Below are 19,591 nucleotides of genomic sequence, written 5' to 3' on the forward strand. Positions count from 1 at the left end.
TTTCCTTAGTCGTCGCCCGAGACCGCCGCGCCACCCGAGCTAACGCCCGTGCCCGGCCCGATGTCGATACCCAACGCTTCCAACTTCTCGTCGGGCACGACGCCGTCCTCCCAGCCGCGGACCTCGTAGTACTCGTCTTTCAACTGGTCGAGTTCCACGAGTTGACCCTCGGAGCCGCCCTGTCCGGGGATGGCCTTGGGTTCGCCTTCCACAAACCGGACCGGCAGGTCGTCGTCGTCACCGTCGAAGCCGACGAGGTTGTTGTAGTAGCGTTCGAGGTTGTAGATGCGCTCGCCCGCCTCCATCAGTTCCTCCTCGGAGAAGTCGAGGCCGGTCATGCCGTTGAACTGGAGGACGTACTCCTCGATGCCCTCCGCGAAGGCGTTGAACTTGCAGATGTCGAACGAGTCGCTGATGGCGTGGAGGTCCTGGAAGGTCGCACAGAGTTCGCCCTTCCCCTCGGGTTCGCTGGGGTCTACCTTCTCCGGAATGCCCAGAATCTCCGCCGAGGGCGTGTATCCCCGGAGGTGACACGCCCCGCGGTTCGAGGTTGCGTAGCCGATGGCCATCCCCTTCATCGACCGGGGGTCGTAGGCCGCCATCGTCTGGCCCTTCACGTCGAGGGACATGTCGCCGTCGCCGAGTTCCTCGGCGGCGCGCATCGACCCCTCAGCGAGCAGGTCCGCGAGGTCGTCCTCGCGGTGGGCGATGCGCTCTATCATCTCTATCATGGTGTCGGCGTCACCCCAGTCGATGCCCTCGTCGAGGTGGCCTTCCTCGGTGGCCTCCATCGCCATCGCCATCGTGTTGCCCACGTCGATGGTGTCGACGCCCATGTCGTTGCACCGGTCTATCATCATGGCGACCTTGTCGCGGTCGTCGTTCATCGAGTTCGGGCCGAGCGCCCACGCCGACTCGTACTCGTAGGACTCCATCCGGATGTTGTGGTCCTCCCCCTTGTGGTGGACGTCGACCTCGACTTCCTTCTTGCACGCGACCGGACAGGAGTGGCAGGTCGGCTCGTCCACCAGAATGTTCTCGCGGACGTTCTCGCCCGAGACGTTCTCGGCGTCGATGTTGGGTTCGGAGGGGTCCTCCTCGGCCTCGCTGCTGGTCGAGGTGTTCCGGGCGTTCCGGGTCGGAAGCCCGTCCATCTCCTCGGTCAGGTTCATCAGGACGTTGGTGCCGTACATCGACAGGCCGCCCTCGTTCGGCGCGGTCACGTCGGACTCCTGAATCACCTGCATCGCCTGCTTGTGGCCCTCTTGGAAGGTCTCCTGGTCCGCGGGCTGGGGCATCTTGGTCGAGGACTTGACCACGACCGCCTTGAGGTTCTTCGACCCCATCACCGCGCCCGTGCCTCCTCGGCCCGAGGCCCGGTCGTCCTCGTTGATGATGCAGGCATAGCGAACCTGATTCTCGCCGCCCGGCCCGATGGCCATCACCGAGAGGTTCTTGCCGACCTCGCCCTCTACCTCGTCGCCTAACTCCTCGATAGTGTTGTGGATGCCGGTGCCCCAGACGTGAGAGGCGTCGCGCAACTCGACCTCGCCGTCCTCCACGACGGCGTAGACGGGGTGTTCGGCCTCGCCCTCGAACAGCAGGCCGTCGAACCCGGCCCACTTGAGTCGCGCCCCGGACCACCCGCCGTGGTGCGAATCGGTGACGGTGTTCGTGAGCGGGGACTTGGTACAGATGGCGATGCGACCGCTCATTACGGTCTGGGTCCCCGTCAGCGGCCCGTTCATGAACGCCAACAGGTTATTCGGTCCGAGGGGGTCCACGTCCGGCCCCTGGTCGAAGACGTACTTCACCCCGAGTCCCCGCGCTCCGATGTACTTCCGGGCGTCCTCGTCGTCGATGCCCTCGTATGCTACGTCCTCGTCGCTCAGGTCGATTCGAGCGACGTGGTCTTGGTATCCGCCGAGGTCAGTCATAGTAACGTTCTGCCCTTATATTGGGCCGGAATCCTGTTAGTCGTTGCCGTGTCCCCGTAACCAGTATCAGTTACGTGACCGACGAAACGCCGGTCGGGGGGAATAGAGCGTCGCCGCCGACCACCGACTTTTAACTCGGTCGGTCCGAACCTCCGGCCGATGAACGACGATGGGTTTCGCCTGCCGCCGTGGCTCCGGTGGTCCGCGGTCGCGTTCGTCGCCGCCGGGATCCTGTACGCCTCGCTTCTGGACTCGCCGTCCAGCGCGGGGCTCTCCCCGATGGGTCCCTTCGGCGTGCTCGGAATGGACAAGTGGCTCCACGCGGTCGCCTACGCCGCGCTCGCCGGGACGCTCGCCACCGCGCTCGCCCCCGGCCGGAGTCTCGCGGTCGCGGCCGCGCTCGCGGTCCTGTTGGCAGTCGGCTACGGCGTCGGCATGGAGTTCGCACAGGCCTCGATTCCGGCACGGGGCTTCTCGGTCGGAGACATAGTTGCGAACGTCGTGGGCGCGTTTCTGGCAGTTCTGGTCTGGCGTCTCGGCATCGAGTTCGTAGGTCGGGCAGAGTCGGAAAAACGGCCTGAGTCCGAGGTCTGAGTTCTCGGCCGTATCCGGATTCTCGACTGAATCCCGGCTCTCGATTGTCTCTGTGCTTCCGATTGTTCCTCGGTAACGTGGAGCCATAAATACAGTAGTCGGCGCGCGAGCAACGCGCGCGAGGGACGAGCGAACGACCAGAGGGAATGAGCGAGGAGGTCGAGGAGGTATGCGGTTCGCGGTCGCGGTGCGGTGACGCCTCGGCGTCGGGAGTTGCGAGCGCAATCCCGACAGAGATGTAACGAAGCTAGCTATTGCCGACGCCGAGGAGTTACCGCACAGCACCGTACCGCGACCGCGGGCCACGGCCTCCCAGCCGATTGCGTTCCTCGGCCGGAGGCCTGCGGTCCCCGTCCACCGGTAGCGAACGCTCTGGTGGGCTGTTGCGAATCGGAGATTCGCCACACCACGAAATCTCCGATTTTCGAAGCCTTCGTTCGCTCACGAAGACCTCGCACGACGACGGCTGCCACGTGGGCACGCCAGCGTGCGCCGAGAGCGAAGGCAACTCAGTCGGAACGACCCTCCTCATCCCCACGCCACAACCCGAAGCCGATTTACGCGCCCGGTCGCTAGACGCCCTTAAATGAGCAAGCCGAGTCCGGACGTCTACGAGCAGGGGCGGGGGATGGACGCGCACAACAAGGTGATGCGCGACATCCGCGCCCAGAAGGACGAGACCTACGACCCGCACGAGCCCACCCGAGTCTGGATAGACGAGGACCGCACGCCCGGCGGCGTCTACCAGAGCCTCACCATCATCCTCAACACCGGCGGGTGTCGGTGGGCGCGCGCCGGGGGTTGCACGATGTGTGGCTACGTCGCCGAGTCGGTCGAGGGCGGGTCGGTCGCCCACGAGGCGCTGATGGACCAAATCGACGCCTGTCTCGACCACGAGCAGGAGCAAATCGAGGCTGGCGAGGCCGACGGCGAGTCGGGTCTCATCAAGATTTACACCTCCGGGTCGTTCCTCGACGAGCGCGAGGTCGGCGCGGAGACCCGCCGAGCCATCGCCGAGACGTTCTCGGACCGCGAGCGAATCGTGGTCGAGAGCCTGCCCGACTTCGTGGAGCGGGAGAAAATCGAGGACTTCACCGAGCAGGGCTTGGACACCGACGTGGCCATCGGTCTGGAGACCGCGACCGACCGGGTGCGCCACGACTGTGTGAACAAGTACTTCGACTTCGAGGACTACATCGAGGCCAGCGAGCAGGCCGAGGCCGCCGGGGCCGGAATCAAGGCCTACCTGCTGATGAAGCCGCCCTTCCTCTCGGAATCCGAGGCCGTAGAGGACATGAAATCGTCGGTCCGGCGGTGCGCCGAGTACGCCCACACCGTCTCGATGAACCCGACCAACGTCCAGCGATACACGATGGTCGACCAGTTGTACTTCCGGGACGGCTACCGCCCGCCGTGGCTCTGGTCGGTCGCCGAAGTGCTGGAGGATACCGCGGACGCCGACGCCATCGTGGTCTCGGACCCGGTGGGCCACGGGAGCGACCGCGGCCCGCACAACTGCGGCGAGTGCGACGACAAGGTCCAGAAAGCCATCAAGGACTTCGACCTCCGCCAAGACCCCAGCGTCTTCTCGGAAGTAACCTGCGAGTGCGAGGCGACGTGGGAGGCCGTCGTCGAGCGCGAGAAGAGTTTCAGCCTACCGCTCGCGCGGTAGAGAAGTAGAACAGGAGTTTCTCTCCGAAAATTCGCCCTCAATCCCGGCGCGCGAGAAACGCGCGAGGGACGAGTGAGCGACCGGAGGGAGCGAACGAGGAGGTTGGGGAGGTTCGAGGTTGCGGTGTTGTGCGGTTGCGCGAGTCGGCTTTGTTCAACCGCGACTTCGGAATCGTCACCGTCTTCGTCCGGTCATCGACGCCGACTGTAATCGCGTATTTCCGCGGCGTCCGGGGGTCGATTGCGAGTCGCGCGCCGGGAGTGAACCCGTAGGTCCCGCTGAACCACGGGTCGGCGTTTAGGTCGCCGCCGACCTCGATGACGAACGCGCGGCGCTGGCCGGTCTCGTTCCAGACTCAGACCGTCTCGCCCGGGGCCCCGCCGTCGCCGACCGCGAGCGTCGTGACGGTCGAGTCGGCCGAGGAGTCTGGCAGGGTCGAGGGTACGCTCCGGTCCGGAACGTCGCCGACCTCGCGGACCTCGGGCGGCCCGCCGACGAACGGGACCGACGACGCACGGCCCGAGAGCGAGGAGACGAGCGCGGCACCACCGGCGGCGAGCAAGCGACGGCCGAAGCGTTCGCCCCGGTTCATGACCCCGACGCGGTCGTGGTCGAGCAGGCCATCTCGGTCGTAATCGTGAACTCCGCAATCTCCTCGCGCTGGACCGCCACGTCGGTCACCGAGTCGTTGCAGTCGAAGCGCGAGCGCGGGATTTCGACCACCTTTTCGCGGTCGCCCTCGCTGACGGTGAGTTCGTAGGGGCGTGGCTCGGCGAGTTCGATGCCGAGCGCGGCGCGAGCCCGGAACGCGACGGTCTCGTCCAGCACGGTCGTCCCGCCCGTCGAGAGCGCGAGGGTAATCTCGCGTTCCGCGTCGGTGTCGTTCCAGACCCAGACTTGGTGGGGCAGGTTGTCCTCGGGGTTCGCTACTCCCTCGCGGTCCCCGACCGAGAACGCCCGGAACGGCGTGGCGGCGGTGGATTCTATCTTCGGAACCACCGGGACGCCGCGCTCGGCCACGGCGGCGGGGGAGACCTCCTCGGCCGTCGGCGGTGGCGAGGCGGTGGTCGTTTCGGGGTCGGTCGTGGTTTCAGTTGTAGTGGTCTCGGTTGTGGTTGATGTCTCGCCCGGCGACTCGCCGCCGGTTCCGAGACACCCTGAGAGACCGAGGCCGAGGCCGATTCCGGCGGTCCGGAGGAGGGTGCGTCTGGAGGGCATTACCGGGAGATGGTCGTCGGTTGATAAGTGTCTTCTGTCGTGATTCCCAGAGAAATACACGTATACAAGATTCTTTGAACTATGTTTTTATTTGTTTAGTGCAACTCTTTCTGTGTTCTTCGGAGGGGAAACGCCATGATGGCGTTTTCTTGAATCTCCTACTCGGTCGCATTGCTCCGTTGCGTATTCGAGGGGATACGTACCGTGTCGTCCTCTTGAAGCCCCACCCGGTCGCGGTCGCTCTGCGGCCCCTATCCGTCGCAACCACGTCCGTCGGATATGCCGCAGAGCGACTAAACTGCACGCCGGGAGACAAACCGCGTCTCCCGAAGTCGCCCTCGCACCGGAAGACAAACCGCGTCTTCCGAGCCATTGCTTCGCTTCGCTCAGCAAGACTTCGCTCGCGTGACCGCGACCGGGCGGCCCCTTCATCCCACCCCGCGGTTTTATCCGCCGAGCGTTCGCTGGCGGTTGGTCAGTCGAGCGTTCGCTGGCGGTTGGTCAGTCGAGCGTTCACTGACGGTTGGTCAGTCGAGCGCGCCCTCAAAGTTCAACCGAGCGCCCGCCAGCGATTCCAGCCGGGTTTCGACGTGGTTCCCTCGGTTCGCAGTCACGTCTCGCCGAGTATCTGTCGCGGGGCGAACCTATTTCCGGCGAGTGGTCGTATCGACCGGGCGTGAGTCAATCGGGCGAACGCGCGCCGACGAGGAGTCTCGGCCTCCTCGACGCGACGATGGTCGGCATGGGCGCGATGATTGGCGCGGGCATCTTCGTGCTGACCGGTCTCGCGGCCGAAATCGCGGGACCGGCCGCCATCCTCGTCTTCGGGCTGAACGGCGTGGTCACGACGTTCACCGCGCTGTCGTACGCCGAGTTGGCGAGCGCGATTCCCCAGAGCGGCGGAGGCTACGCCTTCGTCAAGGAGGTGTTCGCGCCCGCCTCGTCGTTCGTCATGGGGTGGATGCTCTGGTTCGCCTACACCATCGCCGGGGCGCTGTACGCCATCGGGTTCGCCTCGAACTTCGTGGAGTTCCTCTCGCTGTTCGGCGTCCACGTGCCCGAGACCGCCCGCCTCCTCGGGGTCACGATTCCGGTCGCGGAAATCGGGTTCGCGGTGGGCATCGTCGGCCTGCTCGCGGCGCTCAACGCCGTCTCCACGAGCGCAAGCGGCGGGGCCGAGACCGCCGTGACGCTGGTCAAAATCGCCATCCTGCTCGTGTTCGCCGGGTTCGGCGCGTTCGCGGCCGAGCCGGGCGAGTTCACGCCCTTCTTTCCCGCCGGAGAACTCTCGGTCGTGCCCGCGATGGGCCTGACGTTCATCGCCTTCGAGGGCTACGACCTCATCGCCACCGTCACCGAGGAGGTCGAGAACCCCCGCAAGAACATCCCGCGGGCCATCTTCCTGAGCCTCGCGGCGACCATCGTCATCTACCTGCTGGTCGTCTACGTCGCCATCGGGACCCTCGGGGCCGAGCGCCTCGGCGCGGCGGGCGAGACGGCCATCGCGCAGGCCGCCGAGTCGTTCATGCCCGCCGTCCCACTGCTCGGCTCCGGCGCGTCGCTCATCGCGTTCGGCGCGGTGTTCTCGACGGTCAGCGCGCTCAACGCGGTCGTCCTCGCGTCGAGTCGGGTCGCGTTCGCCATGGGCCGCGAGCGCCAACTCCCGCCGGACTTCGGTCGCCTCCACTCGAAGTACGGGACGCCCTTCCGGGCGGTGCTGGTCAGCGCGGGCATCATGGCCGTCTCGGTCGTCGGCCTGCCCATCCAGCAGGTCGGCAACCTGTCGAGTCTGTTTTTCCTGCTGTCGTTCGTCGTCGTCAACGCCAGCGTGATTCGGCTCCGCCGCGAGCGCCCGAACGTGACCCGGCCCTTCGAGATTCCGCTCTACCCCGCGCCGCCGGTTCTGGGGATCCTCCTGAACCTCGTCATCGCGGGCTACTTCCTCGTGACCGACCCCGTCACGTGGGGGCTGGCGGTCGCGTGGCTGGCGTTCGGCGGGGGCGTATATTTATTCCTCGAACGCCGGAAGGACCAACTATGAGTACTGGCTCGCTCGACGTGGTCGTCGCGGGCGCTGGTCGCGTCGGCCTCCGGACCGTTCGAATCCTGCGAGAGTACGGCCACAGCGTGACCGTCGTGGAACGGGACCGCGACCGATGCGAGGAGATAAGCGACGAGTACCTCGCCACCATCGTCGAAGGCGACGCGACCCACCCGGACACCCTCCGGCAGGCCAACCTCGACGACGCCGACGTCCTCGCGGCCCTGACCGGGAATCAGGGCGCGAACCTCGGCATCTGCGTCGCCGGAACGCGAATAGCCGAGGGGGAACTCCGGACGGTCGCCCGCATCGAGGACGAAGGGGCCGAAAGCTACCGCGAAATCGTGGACGACGTGGTGTTTCCCGAGGAACTCGGGGCGGTCGGGGCCGCCAACGCGGCCATCGGCGGCGACGTGCGCGCCTTCGAGGAGGTCGCGGGCGACCTCCGTCTGCTCGAAGTTCGGGTGCAGGAGGGTGCCCCCGCCGCGGGCAAGACCCTCTCTTCGGTGTCGCTCCCGCGGGGGAGTCTCGTGGTTTCCGACGAGGTCGCGGACGGAATCCCTCGCCCGGAGATGGAACTCCGACCCGGCCACACCTACATTATCGCGGCCGAACCAGCCGTTGCCGACGAGGTGCTGAACCTCATGCAGGGATAGGTCCGAGAAACTGTTTCAAGCCGGGTTTCGACGGTCTAAGCCGACCCTACTCGCCGGATACTCGCCGGATAACAAAGTCCGCGAGGCCCGACAGTCGTCACCGGGGGTGGCACATCGAGGGCGGCGGTCGGCGACCGGGGAGTTCGCCGGACGCCGCCAATCCGGTGTGTCGGACACATGTCCGAGGGATGGGGCGACTACGAAACGATATTCTGCTCGAACGGCTGGATAGAGATCCGCAACAGCGACGAGACCGACGACCAGTGGATAGCCAGCGACACGCCGGTCTCGATAGACCGATGACGGTCGGAGCGACGACGCTCGGACCGTTGGCAGTGGTACTGATGGCGATCGGACCGACAGCGGTGACCGCAGGTCCACTCTCGGCGTGGTCGCTGGTCGTAATCGTCGGCTGGCTGGTCGTGGTCGCGCTCGTCTGGCTACTCTTGTTCGCGTACGGTCGAAACCGAAACGGCAATCGGGCACCGGAACCCTGACGATTGGGCTTTGCTGCGCTTCTCAGCGCTTCGTTTCTCGACGCTCCGTCTCTCAGGCTTCGAAACCTTGCAGGATGCCCTGACCGTCGGTCCCGCCGATGTCGGGGAGCGAGATTCGCTCGGGATGGGGCATCAGCACCGCCACGTTCTCCGATTCGCCGAGGACGCCCGCGACGTTCTCCTTCGAACCGTTGGGGTTGGCCTCGTCGGTGACGTTGCCCTCCTCGTCGCAGTAGCGGAACAGGACTCGGTCCTCGTCGTTCAGCTCCGCGAGGTGGTCGTCGGTGACCTCGAACCGCCCCTCGCCGTGGGCGATGGGCAGTTCGATGACCTCGCCCTCGTCGTAGTTGGCGGTCCACGGCGTGTCGGCGTTCTCGACCCGAACGTGGACGCGCTCGCACTGGAACCGGGCGGAGGCGTTGGTCGTGAACGCGCCGGGGGTGAGCCGAGACTCCGAGCCGATTTGGGCACCGTTGCAGACGCCGAGAACGGGAACGCCCTCCTCGGCGGCCTCCCGAATCTCGGCCATGATGGGGCTGTTGGCGGCGATTGCGCCCGCCCGGAGGTAGTCGCCGTAGGAGAACCCGCCGGGGAGCATGATGCCGGTCGGGTCCTCGGGCAGGCCCTCCTCGTGCCAGACGAGTTCGGCGTCGACGCCGACGTGAGAGAGCGCGCGCCGGGCGTCCCGGTCGCAGTTGCTTCCGCCGAATTGGACGATGGCGACCGTCACGCCGACCACCTCTCGTGGTGTCGGCAGACGGTCGGCGTCGGAGTGATGATAGCTACCGTCATTCTCGGGACTCGACTTCGACCTCGTAGTCGTGGATGGTCGGGTTCGCCAGCAGGCGCTCGGCCATCTCGTCGGCGCGCTCGGCGGCCGCGTCGGCCGATTCGGCGTCGAGGTCGAGTTCGAACCGGTCGGCCGACCGGAGACTCTCCAACTCGAAGCCGAGTCGTTGTAGGGCCTTCTTGGTCGTCTCTGCCTCGGGGTCCAAGACGCCCTGCTTCAGGCGAACCGTGACCGTGGCGGTGTAGGCAGTCATCGGTTTGAGGTGGTCGTTCATGCTCAAAAGCCCTTTCGGAATCTGCGTTCGTTTCACGAACGTGCATATCCTCGGGAATGTTGCCCCGAAACGGTCCCTTTTACCCGCGAATACCGTCAGAACCGCCACTATGTCCCCCGAACAAGTGGTACGATGAGCCACCGCGAACTGACTGAAATCACGGTCGTCGGCGACGACGACACCGGACTCGTCGCGCGCGTCACCACCTTGCTGTTCGAGCGCGAAATCAACGTCGAGGACATCGACCAGGCGGTCCGCGACGACGTGTTCCGGATGACGATGCACGTCGATACCTCGGAGATGGACGACTCCCGGGACGCCCTCCGTTCGGACCTGCGCCAACTCGGCGACGACCTCGGGGTGGACGTTCGCGTCCGGTTCCCGGCCGACCGCGAGACCCGGCGCATCGCGGTGATGGTCACCAAGGAATCCCAGTGTCTCGAACGACTCTGCGAGGCCGCCCAAGCGGGCGACCTCGACGCCGAACTCTCGGTCGTCATCGGCAACCACCCCGACCTCCAACCGGTAGCGACCGAACACGGGATTCCCTTCCACGACATCGGCGACGCCGAGGGCAACCCCGACGAGGAGGAACTGCTGGACCTCCTCGCGGAGTACGACATCGACCTCGTGGTGCTGGCCCGGTACATGCGGATTCTCGGGCCGAACGTGGTCTTCCGGTACGAGGGCCGGATTATCAACATCCACCCGAGCCTCCTCCCGGCCTTCCCCGGCGCGAAGGCTTACCGGCAGGCCGTCGAGGCGGGAGTGCGAATCGCAGGCGTGACCGCCCATTACGTGACGACTGATTTAGATCAGGGGCCGATTGTCGCCCAGCGGGCGTTCAACGTGCCGGACGGCGCGGGCGTCGAGACGCTGAAGGAGCGCGGCCAGCCCCTCGAAGCCGAGGTCCTGCTGGAGGCGGTTCGGCTCCACCTCGCCGACGACGTGACGGTCCACCGCGGCCGGACCGAACTCCGCGAGGAGGCCGACGAGGGCGACTACCAGCTCGGCATGGGGCCGGAACTCGACCGGACGACTCCCGACAAGCCGACCGACAGGTCGGTCGTGGTACCGCAGACCGACGATTGAAACGGAAGCTGACCGTAATCATTCTTTCGGTTGGTTTCAGCGGTAACGCGACGCTGGAATCCTTAACCGGCGGATAACAAAGACACCTCGTCGCAAAGCCCACGCCAATGCGTTCTCGGGATGCGGTTAGAGTGTTGTTCGTCGGACTCATCGTGGCCTCGGCGTTCGTCGTCGGGTCCGGCTACCTCTCGGCCGAGAGTTCGGCGTCGGTGAATGGTCGGCCAGCATTCGACGCGCCCTCCGCGGACGGGATTACGGTGGTCGCCACCGACTCGAACACGTGGATGGGGAAGGCCAGCGACGGGCCGCGAGCGCGGGCCGAACTGGTCGCCTTCCGGTCGAACGGAAGCGTGCTGTACTACGACGACACCCACACGCGCTACTGGGACGTGGACCCCGTCAAAAACGAGAGTCGGACCGTCGAGTACGTCGCGGCCGACCACCTCAACGCCTCGGAGTGCCACGCGACGACGCCCTGCACGAGAAACGTCGTCGAGCGCGTGAACCTCTCGACGGGCGAGGTCACGGAACTGTACGCCCGAATCACGCCGCGCAAGCACTCGACGCGGTGGCACGACGTGGACCGAGTTAGCGAGGACAGACTCGCGGTGGCCGACATCGCGCAGGACCGCGTCTACGTCGTCAACACCACGACCGGACTGGTCGAGTGGTCGTGGGACGCCCAGAGCGAGTACCCGCTGAAGGGCGGCGGGCCGTACCCCGAAGACTGGACCCACATCAACGACGTGAGCGTGCTGGAGGACGGGACGCTCATGGTCAGCATGCGGAATCAGGACCAAGTGGTGTTCCTCGACCGAGAGACCGGACTCGTCGAGAACCGGACGCTCGGCGAGGACGGCCGCCACGACATCATCTACGAGCAGCACAACCCCGACTACATCAACGAGTCGAACGGCGGCCCCGCGGTCCTCATCGGCGACTCGGAGAACAACCGGGTCATCGAGTACCAGCGCGAGGACGGCGAGTGGAACCAGTCGTGGGTCTGGCAGGACGCCCGGATGCAGTGGCCCCGCGACGCCGACCGCCTGCCCAACGGCCACACGCTCATCACCGACTCGAACGGCAACCGCGTCTTCGAGGTGAACGAGCAGGGCGAGGTCGTCTGGAGCGTGGACGTGGCCTTCCCCTACGAGGCCGAGCGCCTCGGGACGGGCGACGAGAGTACGGGCGGCCCGAGCGCGGCGAAGGCCGACCTCCAGTCGAAGACCGGCGGAGCCAGTAGCACCGGGAGCGCGGCGGCCGCTGGCGGCGACGTGACGACCCAGTCCGAGAAACCGGGCGTCCTCGACAAGACGTGGGCCGTCGTCAGGGGTCTCCTCCCCGGCCGGACCGCCAACGCGCTGATGTACGTCACGCCGGTCTGGATGGGCGGCCCGGAGGTGCTGGCGCTCGGTGCCATCGTGGTGACCCTGCTGGTCTGGCTACTGGCGGAACTCTACTGGTCGCCGTGGTCGGCCTCGTTCAGCAAACCGGTCTCGATTTCGCGCCGGAGATAAGTAGTTGGCTGTTTAAACATTGTTTTTGTTTGTTTAGGAATTGTTTCTGTTTGTTTAGCGCCGCGTGACGGACGGGTCGTTTCACGTGGTGAATCTGCCGATGGGTAGCGCTCCGCGGGCCAACTGCCACCCTCGGCGGAATGAAAGGGCGACCGCGAACCGCGCGAGGGCTTTCGAGGACGTTGCAGTCCTGCCTGCTCCTGCGGTTCTGAACGCAAGGGCTTTCGAGAATACAGTCGCTACGTCTCTGATTCGCGCGGATTCTCTCGTGGCAACTGCGTACCAACGGCGGAAGTCGAAGGAAAGCTAGCTATTGCCGAAGCCTAGGGGACACCGCAACCGCACAGCACCGCACCGCGCCACGTCCTCCCCAACCGACTGCGGTCCTCGGCCACGGGCCTGCGGTCCTCATCCCTCGCACGCCGATGGCGTGAGATGAACTCACGCCAGCGCGCGCCGAAGTGGAAAATCAAGTAGTCGCAGAAAATCGGCCGTTAAACTCTTTCCAGCCGAGATTCAGAGGTCTCGAACTTCGCCCACCGCGTCGGCCAGTTCCGGCGCGTCGAACAGTTCTCGGCCGACGTAGGCGTTCGTCCCGGCGGCGTAGAGGTCTCGCGCGGCCCGAATAATTTCGGCGTCGAGCGGGTCCGGCGACCGCTCGCACAGCGACTTCCAGTCGGCGATGTCGCGGTCCTTGGCCTCCCGTTTGGCCGCATCGACGGCCTCGACCCACTCGGGTTGGGTGCGCTTGTGGTACTGGCGGATGAACTCCTTGCTGACCTGCTGGCCGTGGAAGGTGAAGCGGTTCTCGTCGAAGGTACCCACCACGTCGCCGACGCGAATCTCGCCGTCGAAGTAGAGGCACTCGATTTTGCCGTCCTCGTGGACCAACTCGGCCTCGGCGGCCTGCTCGGTCACGACGCGGTTGACCTCGCGGGCGACCTCCTCCAGTTGTCCGATGTCGGCGGTTCCCGCGATGCGGTCGGCCTCGGCCCGCGAGAGGTAGCGGTCGCTCTCCTCGTACTTGGTCGAGAACTCCACGATGGGTTCTTCCAGTTGGACCGCGCCGTCGGGCCACTCCTCGAAGTCCAGTCCGTGGTCGGCCGGGGTGGTCCGCCGCCGGAGGCTCGACCCCACGGGGACGCTGTTGCGGAAGACGACTTCGAGCGGAATCAGGTAGTTGTCGCCCGCCTCGGCGTGGAAGGCCTCGTAGTCGTAGTCCCGGCCCTCGCGCGGCAGGTCGGGCACCTGCGTCAGGTCGATGGCCATCTCGGTCGGCGGCTCGTCGGCCTCGGCGAGGAGCACCACGTCGCCCGACTCGGGGTCAACTACTCCTCGGTAGTGGGTCGGGATGCCAGCCTCCTCTAGCAACTCGAAGTTGCACGCACCCATCGAGCAGAGGCTCGCGCCCTTGTCCGGAATCTCGTCGGGCATCTTGCCCCAGTCGAAGACGGAGTAGTCGTCGGTGAAGACGAACGCGCCCCGCCCGAGCGTGGTCGCGGTGGGTTCGCGCTCGATGCGGAACTCCTTGACGCTCGTCATCGCAACCACCCGAGTCCGACAATCCGACTCGCGCATGCCTCGGTAGTGCGTGCCCCGCTACTGCATGCCCCGTCGCTGTCGCTCATGTGCGAGGGGTCGCTGTCGCCGGACTAAGGCGTTTCCATTCCCGTGCGCACTTTTCGATACTTTCCCGCCCGAAGTATGCACCTTCTCGCATTGCATCAACCGGCTCACCGCCGCGGCGGCGCGCTGGCCGATTGGGTTTTCGGGAGCTATCTGACCGAACTACTGAAACACTCGACTAAACAATCTACCGCGAAAGCTCGACTAAGCAATCTACCGGCAGACGCTCGGCCGACTAACTGCCATGGGTGGGATGAAGGGGCCGCCCGGTCGCGCTTGCTTGGTCGCTTGCTCGACCACTATCCGCCTCGGGGGGTGCGGAGAGAGGCGGATATGTCGAGCAACGACCGCGACCGGGCGGGGGCTTCAAAAGATGTTCACGGCTACGATTCCGGCCGGGTCTATTCGATTCTATCTCGAAGTTCCGGAACTAACCTCGTCTCCCTGCCGTAACCCGGCAGTTTTTACCCCTCTAAATCCTCGTCACAGGTGATGGAAGACGCGGCCCGGACGAACGTCCCGCGCGGGCGATTCGACTTCGAGTGCGTGCCCGAGACCGACCAGTCGTTCGAGAACGCTCTCCGGAAGGCGGAGGACGGCGAGCGACTCACGGTGGCGGACGGCGTCGAACTCATGACCACCGGCACCGACAGCGGGGGCATCGACCTCGCACGGAAAGAGCGCGTGCTGGAGGTGGCCGACCGCCGCCGCGCCGAGGAGGTCGGCGAGGGCGTCACCTTCGTCGCCAACCTGAACAACAACGTCACCACGGCGTGCAACACCGGGTGTCTGTTCTGCAACTTCAAGAACACCGCCCAGAACTTCGAGGAGGAAAGCGACGAGGACCACGCGGGCTTCACTAAGACGCCCGAGGAGTCCCGCGAAATCGTCTCCTCGGCGCGCGAGATGGGCATCTACGAGGTCACGTCGGTCAGCGGCCTCCACCCCGGCCTCGCGCTGGACGACGAACACGAGGAAATTCTCGAAGCCAGCGACCGGGGCGACCTGAACTACAAGGCCCCCGAGAAGTACGAGACCCACCCCGGCACCTACCTCGAGCAGATGGAGGCGATGGACGTCGAGGGCGTCCACCTCCACTCGATGACTCCCGAGGAGGCCTACCACGCCCGGCGCGGCACCGACTGGTCCTACGAGGAGGTCTACGGTCGCCTCAAGGACGCCGGACTCGACAGCGTGCCCGGCACCGCCGCAGAAATTCTCTCCGACGAGGTCCGGTCGGTCATCTGCCCCGGCAAAATCGGGAGCGACGAGTGGGTCGAGGCGATGGAGGCCGCCGCCGCGGTCGGCCTCGACCTGACCTCGACGATTATGTACGGCCACGTCGAGAACGAGGCCCACCGCGTGAAGCACCTGAAGCGCATTCGGGACTTGCAGGACAGAACGGAAGCCATCACCGAGTTCGTGCCTCTCTCGTTCGTCCATCACGACACGCCCCTCCACAACCGCGGGATGGTCGATGGCGGCGCGACCGTCCACGAGGACGAACTCATGATTGCGGTCTCGCGCCTCTTCCTCGACAACGTCGAGAACATCCAGTCGTCGTGGGTGAAGTACGGCGACGAGCAGGGCCTGAAGATGCTCTCCTGCGGCGCGAACGACTTCATGGGCACCATCCTGAGCGAGGAGATAACCAAGCGCGCTGGCGGCGAGTTCGGCGAGTTCCGGAGTTTCGCCGAGTACGTCGAGATGATAACCGCCGTCGGGCGCGTCCCGGTCGAGCGCTCGACCGACTACCGCCAGCGGCGCGAAATCGACCCCGAGAACCCGCCGTTCGGCCCCGAACTCGGCCCGGCCGCCGACGGGACGCCGCTGGTGCCCGAGACCGACTCGTCCGAGTCGGACGCGCCGACCGAGACGCTCGCGGACGACTGACCGGGATGTCACCGACGACTGACCCATCATGATGAACACCACCCACGCCGCGATGGGGGTTACGCTGACGGCCCCGCTGGTCGCCCTCGCGCCGGAACTCGCACCAGTGGCGGCGCTCGCGGCCTTCGTCGGCGGCGTCTTTCCTGACCTCGACCTCCTCTCGGGCCAGCACCGCCGGACGCTCCACTTCCCGGTCTACTACGGAACGGCAGGACTCGTGGCGGGCGTCGCGGCCCTGTTTTCCCCGAGTGCCGCGACGGTCGGCGTCGCGTTCTTCCTCCTCTCGGCCGCGGTCCACTGCGTCGCCGACGCGGCGGGTGGCGGCCTCGAACTCAGACCGTGGGAGGCCACCGACGACCGCGGGGTGTACGTCCACCCCGCAAGCCGGTGGGTTCGACCCCGGCGCTGGATTCGCTACGACGGCGCGCCCGAGGACTTAGTTCTCGCGGGGGTCTTCTCGGTGCCGGGCCTCTTTCTGTTCGACGGGACGATTCGGACGCTCACGGTCGTCGGCCTCGGGGTGTCGGTCGTCTACGTCGCGGTCCGAAAGCGACTGCCGGGCGTCGAGACCAAGTATCTCAGGTAGTCTCCGACAGCTGCCGGAAAATTCACGCGGTTATAAATTAACGGGGAACTTCATCACACTTATGATAGGCGGTGCGAATGAGCCACATACATGGACACCTCTATTCGGGTGTTGGTCGTCGACGACAGCAGTTTCTACGCGCAACTCGTTGCCGACACTCTTGCGACGGACTACGACATGACGACGATGACGGCGGCGGACGCGAGCGAGGGCCTCGACCGCCTCGCCGACGCGGAGGTCGATTGCGTCGTCACCGACTACCAGATGCCGGGCCGGAACGGAATCGAGTTCCTCGAAACCGCCCGCGAGCGAGGCTTCGAACAGCCGTTCATCCTCCTGACGGGGACCGGGAGCGAAGCGGTCGCCAGCGAAGCGGTCGCCGCGGGCGTGACCCACTACTTCCAGAAGTCGGAGGGCCAACAGCAGTTCGAGAAACTGGCGAACCAAATCGACAACGCGGTCGAACAGCACCGCACCGAAAAGAAGTACGAACTGTTGGTGGACAACTCGCCAGACCTCATCGCCCAAATCAGCGCCGACGGCGAGTTCGTCATGACCAACGAGGCGATGGCCGACTCCTTCGGCCTGACCCCCACCGAGTTGACCGGGCAGTCGCTCTACGAGTTAGTCCCCGAGGAGATCGCCGACGAGCGACTCGAAGTCGGCCGCGAGGTCATCGAGACCGGCGAAACTCGGCGCTTCGAGGACGGCTACGGCGGCGAGTACTTCCACAACGTCTTCGTCTCGGTTGACCTGCCGGGCGAGCGCGAGACGTTTCAGGTCATCGCTCGGGACATCACCGAGCGCAAGGAGGCCGAAATCGAGTTGAAGGACGCCGTCGAGAAACTCGAGGAGTCGAACGCCCAGTTGGAGCAGTTCGCCTACGTTGCCTCCCACGACTTGCAGGAACCACTCCGGATGGTCTCTTCGTACATGCAGTTGCTCGAACGCAAGTACAAAGACGAGTTGGACGACGACGCACAGGAGTTCATCGACTACGCCGTCGACGGCGCGAACCGGATGAAGGAGATGATAAACGACCTCCTCCAGTACTCGCGGGTCGACACCCGCGGGGGCGACTTCGAGGAGACCGACTTCGGGTCGGTCCTCACGCAGGCCGAGGACAACCTGCAGGTCGCCATCGCCGAGAGCGACGCCGAGGTCACTCACGACGAGTTGCCGACCGTGGTCTGCGACGAGAGCCAGATGGTGATGCTGCTCCAGAATCTGGTGAGCAACGGCATCAAGTACTGCGACGAGGGACCGCCTCGGATTCACGTCTCGGCCGAGCGCGACGGCGAGAAGTACGTCTTCTCGGTCAGCGACAACGGCATCGGTATTCCGGAAGACGAGCGCGAGGAGGTCTTCCGCATCTTCTCGCGGCTTCACGGCAAGGACGAGTACTCGGGCACCGGCATCGGACTGGCGATGTGCAAGAAGATACTCGACCGCCACGACGGCGACATCTGGGTCGAGTCGGAAGTCGGCGACGGCTCGACGTTCTCGTTCACGCTCCCCGCGCGGGATGACGGTAGTAGAGAAGATGACGGAGAACGAGGAGACAGCGGAGGTGAGACCGATGAATGACGGATTCGGCGAACCCATCGAGATTCTGCTGGTCGAGGACAATCCCGGCGACGTGCGCCTGACCGAGGAGGCCCTCGAACAGGGCGACGTGCTGAACAACCTCCACGTGGTCGGCGACGGCGTGGAGGCGATGAAGTTCCTCCGTTGCGAGGGCGAGTACGAGGACACCCCGCAACCGGACCTCATCCTGCTGGACCTCAACCTGCCCCGGAAGGACGGCAAGGAGGTGTTGAAGGAAATCGACGAGGACCGGGAGCTCCGGCGGATTCCGGTGGTCGTGCTGACCAGTTCCGAGGCAGAGGAGGACATCGCCAAGAGCTACGAACTCCACGCCAACGCCTACATCACCAAGCCGGTGGACATCGACCAGTTCATCGACGTGGCCCAGAACTTAGAGGAGTTCTGGCTCTCCATCGTCAAACTTCCACCGAACGATGACTGAGGACGAAACAACCATCCTCCTAATCGAGGACAACGAGGGCGACGCTCGACTCATCGAGGAGATGATTCAGATGAAGGGGAGCCTGCTGGACGACAGCAGTCAGCTCTCTCCCAACATCTCGCTGGTCCACGAGGAGCGACTCGGAGACGGCCTCGACACGCTCGAAGCCGAACCGGTGGACATCATCCTGCTGGACCTGATGCTCCCCGACAGCAGCGGCGAGGAGACCTTAGACTCGGTGCTGGCCCAGACCGACGAGGAGCCAATCGTCCTGCTGACCGGCCTCAACGACCGCGAGTTCGGCGTCAACGCGGTCCAGCGCGGCGCGCAGGACTACCTCGTGAAGGGCGAAATCGACGGGGAGCTGCTGGTCCGGACGATGCGCTACGCGATGGAGCGAAAGAAGAACGAGCAGGAACTCGCCCGCCGGACCGAGCAACTCGCCATCCTGAACCAGATTCTCGAACACGACATCCGCAACGACATGAACGTGGTCCACGGCACGGGACAACTCCTGCGCGAGCAGGTCTCGGATGCCGACCACGAGGAGTTACTCGACCGAATGCTGGACAACAGCGAACACGTCGTGGAACTCACCGAGACGGTCTCGACCCTGCTCGAAACCATCACGGGCGACCAAGACCCGAACCTCGAACCGGTGGACGCGGGTCGAGTCCTCGAATCCGAGGTCCGAAAGATTCGGACCTCCCACGGGGACGCGACCGTCGTCGTGGACGGCGAGATTCCGGACGCCACGGTTCAGGCCAACAACATGCTCTCGTCGGTGTTCAGCAACCTGCTGAACAACGCCGTCCAGCACAACGACGCCGAGGAACCCACCATCGAAGTCGGCGTCGAGGACCGAGGCGAAACGATAGCAATCTCCATCGCGGACGACGGGCCGGGCGTCCCCGACGCACAGAAGGAGACCATCTTCGGCCGGGGAGAGCAGGGCCTCGACAGTTCGGGCACCGGCATCGGCCTCTATCTGGTCGATACGCTCGTCAGCCAGTACGGCGGGTCGGTCCGCGTCGAGGACAACGACCCTCGCGGCGCGGTGTTCGTCGTCGAACTCGTGGCGTTGTAGCGTCGCCGAGCCACAGCGCCGACGACGTTTTCCCCGGTCGAGGCAGGCGATTCCGCCGCGGCGGAATCGCCTGCCGGACGTG

19 protein-coding genes are annotated in these 19,591 nt (G+C 65.4%); 13 read left to right on the forward strand and 6 right to left on the reverse strand.

Going from position 1 to position 19,591, the window contains the following annotated elements; translation table 11 throughout:
- Positions 1 to 5: 5 nt before the first annotated feature.
- Positions 6 to 1,937, reverse strand: a complete 1,932-nt coding sequence (locus EPL01_RS04035) for an aldehyde ferredoxin oxidoreductase family protein (protein ID WP_135823979.1) — start codon at positions 1,935 to 1,937, stop codon at positions 6 to 8.
- A gap of 159 nt (positions 1,938 to 2,096) precedes the next feature.
- Here EPL01_RS04035 and EPL01_RS04040 point away from each other — a divergent pair, with 159 nt between their 5' ends.
- Both EPL01_RS04040 and EPL01_RS04045 read left to right on the forward strand, forming a co-directional pair.
- Entirely contained in the window at positions 2,097 to 2,531 is a 435-nt protein-coding gene (locus EPL01_RS04040) for a VanZ family protein (protein WP_135823980.1), read from the forward strand.
- A gap of 586 nt (positions 2,532 to 3,117) precedes the next feature.
- On the forward strand, positions 3,118 to 4,203 hold the full coding sequence (locus EPL01_RS04045; RefSeq protein WP_135823981.1) for an archaeosine biosynthesis radical SAM protein RaSEA: 1,086 nt from the start codon (positions 3,118 to 3,120) through the stop codon (positions 4,201 to 4,203).
- Between the two features lie 355 nt (positions 4,204 to 4,558).
- Here EPL01_RS04045 and EPL01_RS04050 read toward each other — a convergent pair whose 3' ends face one another.
- Complete coding sequence (locus EPL01_RS04050; RefSeq protein ID WP_135823982.1) at positions 4,559 to 4,795, reverse strand: hypothetical protein; 237 nt, start codon at positions 4,793 to 4,795, stop codon at positions 4,559 to 4,561.
- Entirely contained in the window at positions 4,792 to 5,421 is a 630-nt protein-coding gene (locus EPL01_RS04055; RefSeq protein ID WP_135823983.1) for a hypothetical protein, read from the reverse strand. Before EPL01_RS04055 ends, EPL01_RS04050 begins: the two co-directional genes overlap by 4 nt.
- Positions 5,422 to 6,097: 676 nt before the next feature.
- On the opposite strand from EPL01_RS04055, the gene EPL01_RS04060 reads away from it, so the two are divergent.
- The 4 genes from EPL01_RS04060 to EPL01_RS22355 all read left to right on the forward strand — a co-directional run bounded on the left by EPL01_RS04060 (position 6,098) and on the right by EPL01_RS22355 (position 8,615).
- Entirely contained in the window at positions 6,098 to 7,462 is a 1,365-nt protein-coding gene (locus EPL01_RS04060) for an APC family permease (protein ID WP_135823984.1), read from the forward strand.
- Positions 7,459 to 8,118 (forward strand): potassium channel family protein, encoded by a 660-nt coding sequence (locus tag EPL01_RS04065; RefSeq protein WP_135823985.1) that lies wholly within the window; start codon positions 7,459 to 7,461, stop codon positions 8,116 to 8,118. Before EPL01_RS04060 ends, EPL01_RS04065 begins: the two co-directional genes overlap by 4 nt.
- Positions 8,119 to 8,295: 177 nt before the next feature.
- Positions 8,296 to 8,421, forward strand: coding sequence for a hypothetical protein (locus tag EPL01_RS22350; protein ID WP_276279592.1), 126 nt, complete (start codon positions 8,296 to 8,298; stop codon positions 8,419 to 8,421).
- Between the two features lie 62 nt (positions 8,422 to 8,483).
- Positions 8,484 to 8,615 (forward strand): hypothetical protein, encoded by a 132-nt coding sequence (locus EPL01_RS22355; protein ID WP_281275326.1) that lies wholly within the window; start codon positions 8,484 to 8,486, stop codon positions 8,613 to 8,615.
- 52 nt (positions 8,616 to 8,667) lie between these two features.
- On the opposite strand, the gene purQ is transcribed toward EPL01_RS22355, so the two are convergent.
- Positions 8,668 to 9,345 (reverse strand): phosphoribosylformylglycinamidine synthase I, encoded by a 678-nt coding sequence (gene purQ, locus EPL01_RS04070; RefSeq protein WP_135823986.1) that lies wholly within the window; start codon positions 9,343 to 9,345, stop codon positions 8,668 to 8,670.
- Between the two features lie 58 nt (positions 9,346 to 9,403).
- Positions 9,404 to 9,658, reverse strand: coding sequence for a phosphoribosylformylglycinamidine synthase subunit PurS (gene purS, locus EPL01_RS04075; RefSeq protein ID WP_135823987.1), 255 nt, complete (start codon positions 9,656 to 9,658; stop codon positions 9,404 to 9,406).
- Between the two features lie 153 nt (positions 9,659 to 9,811).
- Between purS and EPL01_RS04080 the strand changes: the two genes are divergently transcribed.
- Both EPL01_RS04080 and EPL01_RS04085 read left to right on the forward strand, forming a co-directional pair.
- Positions 9,812 to 10,771, forward strand: a complete 960-nt coding sequence (locus tag EPL01_RS04080; protein ID WP_135823988.1) for a formyltetrahydrofolate deformylase — start codon at positions 9,812 to 9,814, stop codon at positions 10,769 to 10,771.
- Positions 10,772 to 10,878: 107 nt separating this feature from the next.
- On the forward strand, positions 10,879 to 12,288 hold the full coding sequence (locus tag EPL01_RS04085; RefSeq protein WP_135823989.1) for an arylsulfotransferase family protein: 1,410 nt from the start codon (positions 10,879 to 10,881) through the stop codon (positions 12,286 to 12,288).
- 516 nt (positions 12,289 to 12,804) lie between these two features.
- On the opposite strand, the gene EPL01_RS04090 is transcribed toward EPL01_RS04085, so the two are convergent.
- Positions 12,805 to 13,830 (reverse strand): phosphoribosylaminoimidazolesuccinocarboxamide synthase, encoded by a 1,026-nt coding sequence (locus tag EPL01_RS04090; protein WP_135823990.1) that lies wholly within the window; start codon positions 13,828 to 13,830, stop codon positions 12,805 to 12,807.
- A 576-nt stretch (positions 13,831 to 14,406) separates the two neighbouring features.
- Between EPL01_RS04090 and cofH the strand changes: the two genes are divergently transcribed.
- The 5 genes from cofH to EPL01_RS04115 all read left to right on the forward strand — a co-directional run bounded on the left by cofH (position 14,407) and on the right by EPL01_RS04115 (position 19,509).
- A complete protein-coding gene (gene cofH / locus EPL01_RS04095) occupies positions 14,407 to 15,807 on the forward strand; it encodes a 7,8-didemethyl-8-hydroxy-5-deazariboflavin synthase subunit CofH (protein ID WP_135823991.1) in 1,401 nt (466 codons plus the stop codon).
- Positions 15,808 to 15,835: 28 nt separating this feature from the next.
- Positions 15,836 to 16,393 (forward strand): metal-dependent hydrolase, encoded by a 558-nt coding sequence (locus EPL01_RS04100; RefSeq protein ID WP_135823992.1) that lies wholly within the window; start codon positions 15,836 to 15,838, stop codon positions 16,391 to 16,393.
- A 90-nt stretch (positions 16,394 to 16,483) separates the two neighbouring features.
- Complete coding sequence (locus EPL01_RS04105) at positions 16,484 to 17,980, forward strand: sensor histidine kinase (protein WP_135823993.1); 1,497 nt, start codon at positions 16,484 to 16,486, stop codon at positions 17,978 to 17,980.
- Positions 17,973 to 18,422, forward strand: a complete 450-nt coding sequence (locus EPL01_RS04110; RefSeq protein ID WP_135823994.1) for a response regulator — start codon at positions 17,973 to 17,975, stop codon at positions 18,420 to 18,422. Before EPL01_RS04105 ends, EPL01_RS04110 begins: the two co-directional genes overlap by 8 nt.
- On the forward strand, positions 18,415 to 19,509 hold the full coding sequence (locus EPL01_RS04115; protein WP_135823995.1) for a hybrid sensor histidine kinase/response regulator: 1,095 nt from the start codon (positions 18,415 to 18,417) through the stop codon (positions 19,507 to 19,509). Before EPL01_RS04110 ends, EPL01_RS04115 begins: the two co-directional genes overlap by 8 nt.
- Positions 19,510 to 19,591: the final 82 nt, after the last annotated feature.

The sequence above is a fragment of the Halorussus ruber genome (assembly GCF_004765785.1).
Classification (GTDB): Archaea; Halobacteriota; Halobacteria; order Halobacteriales; family Haladaptataceae; genus Halorussus; species Halorussus ruber.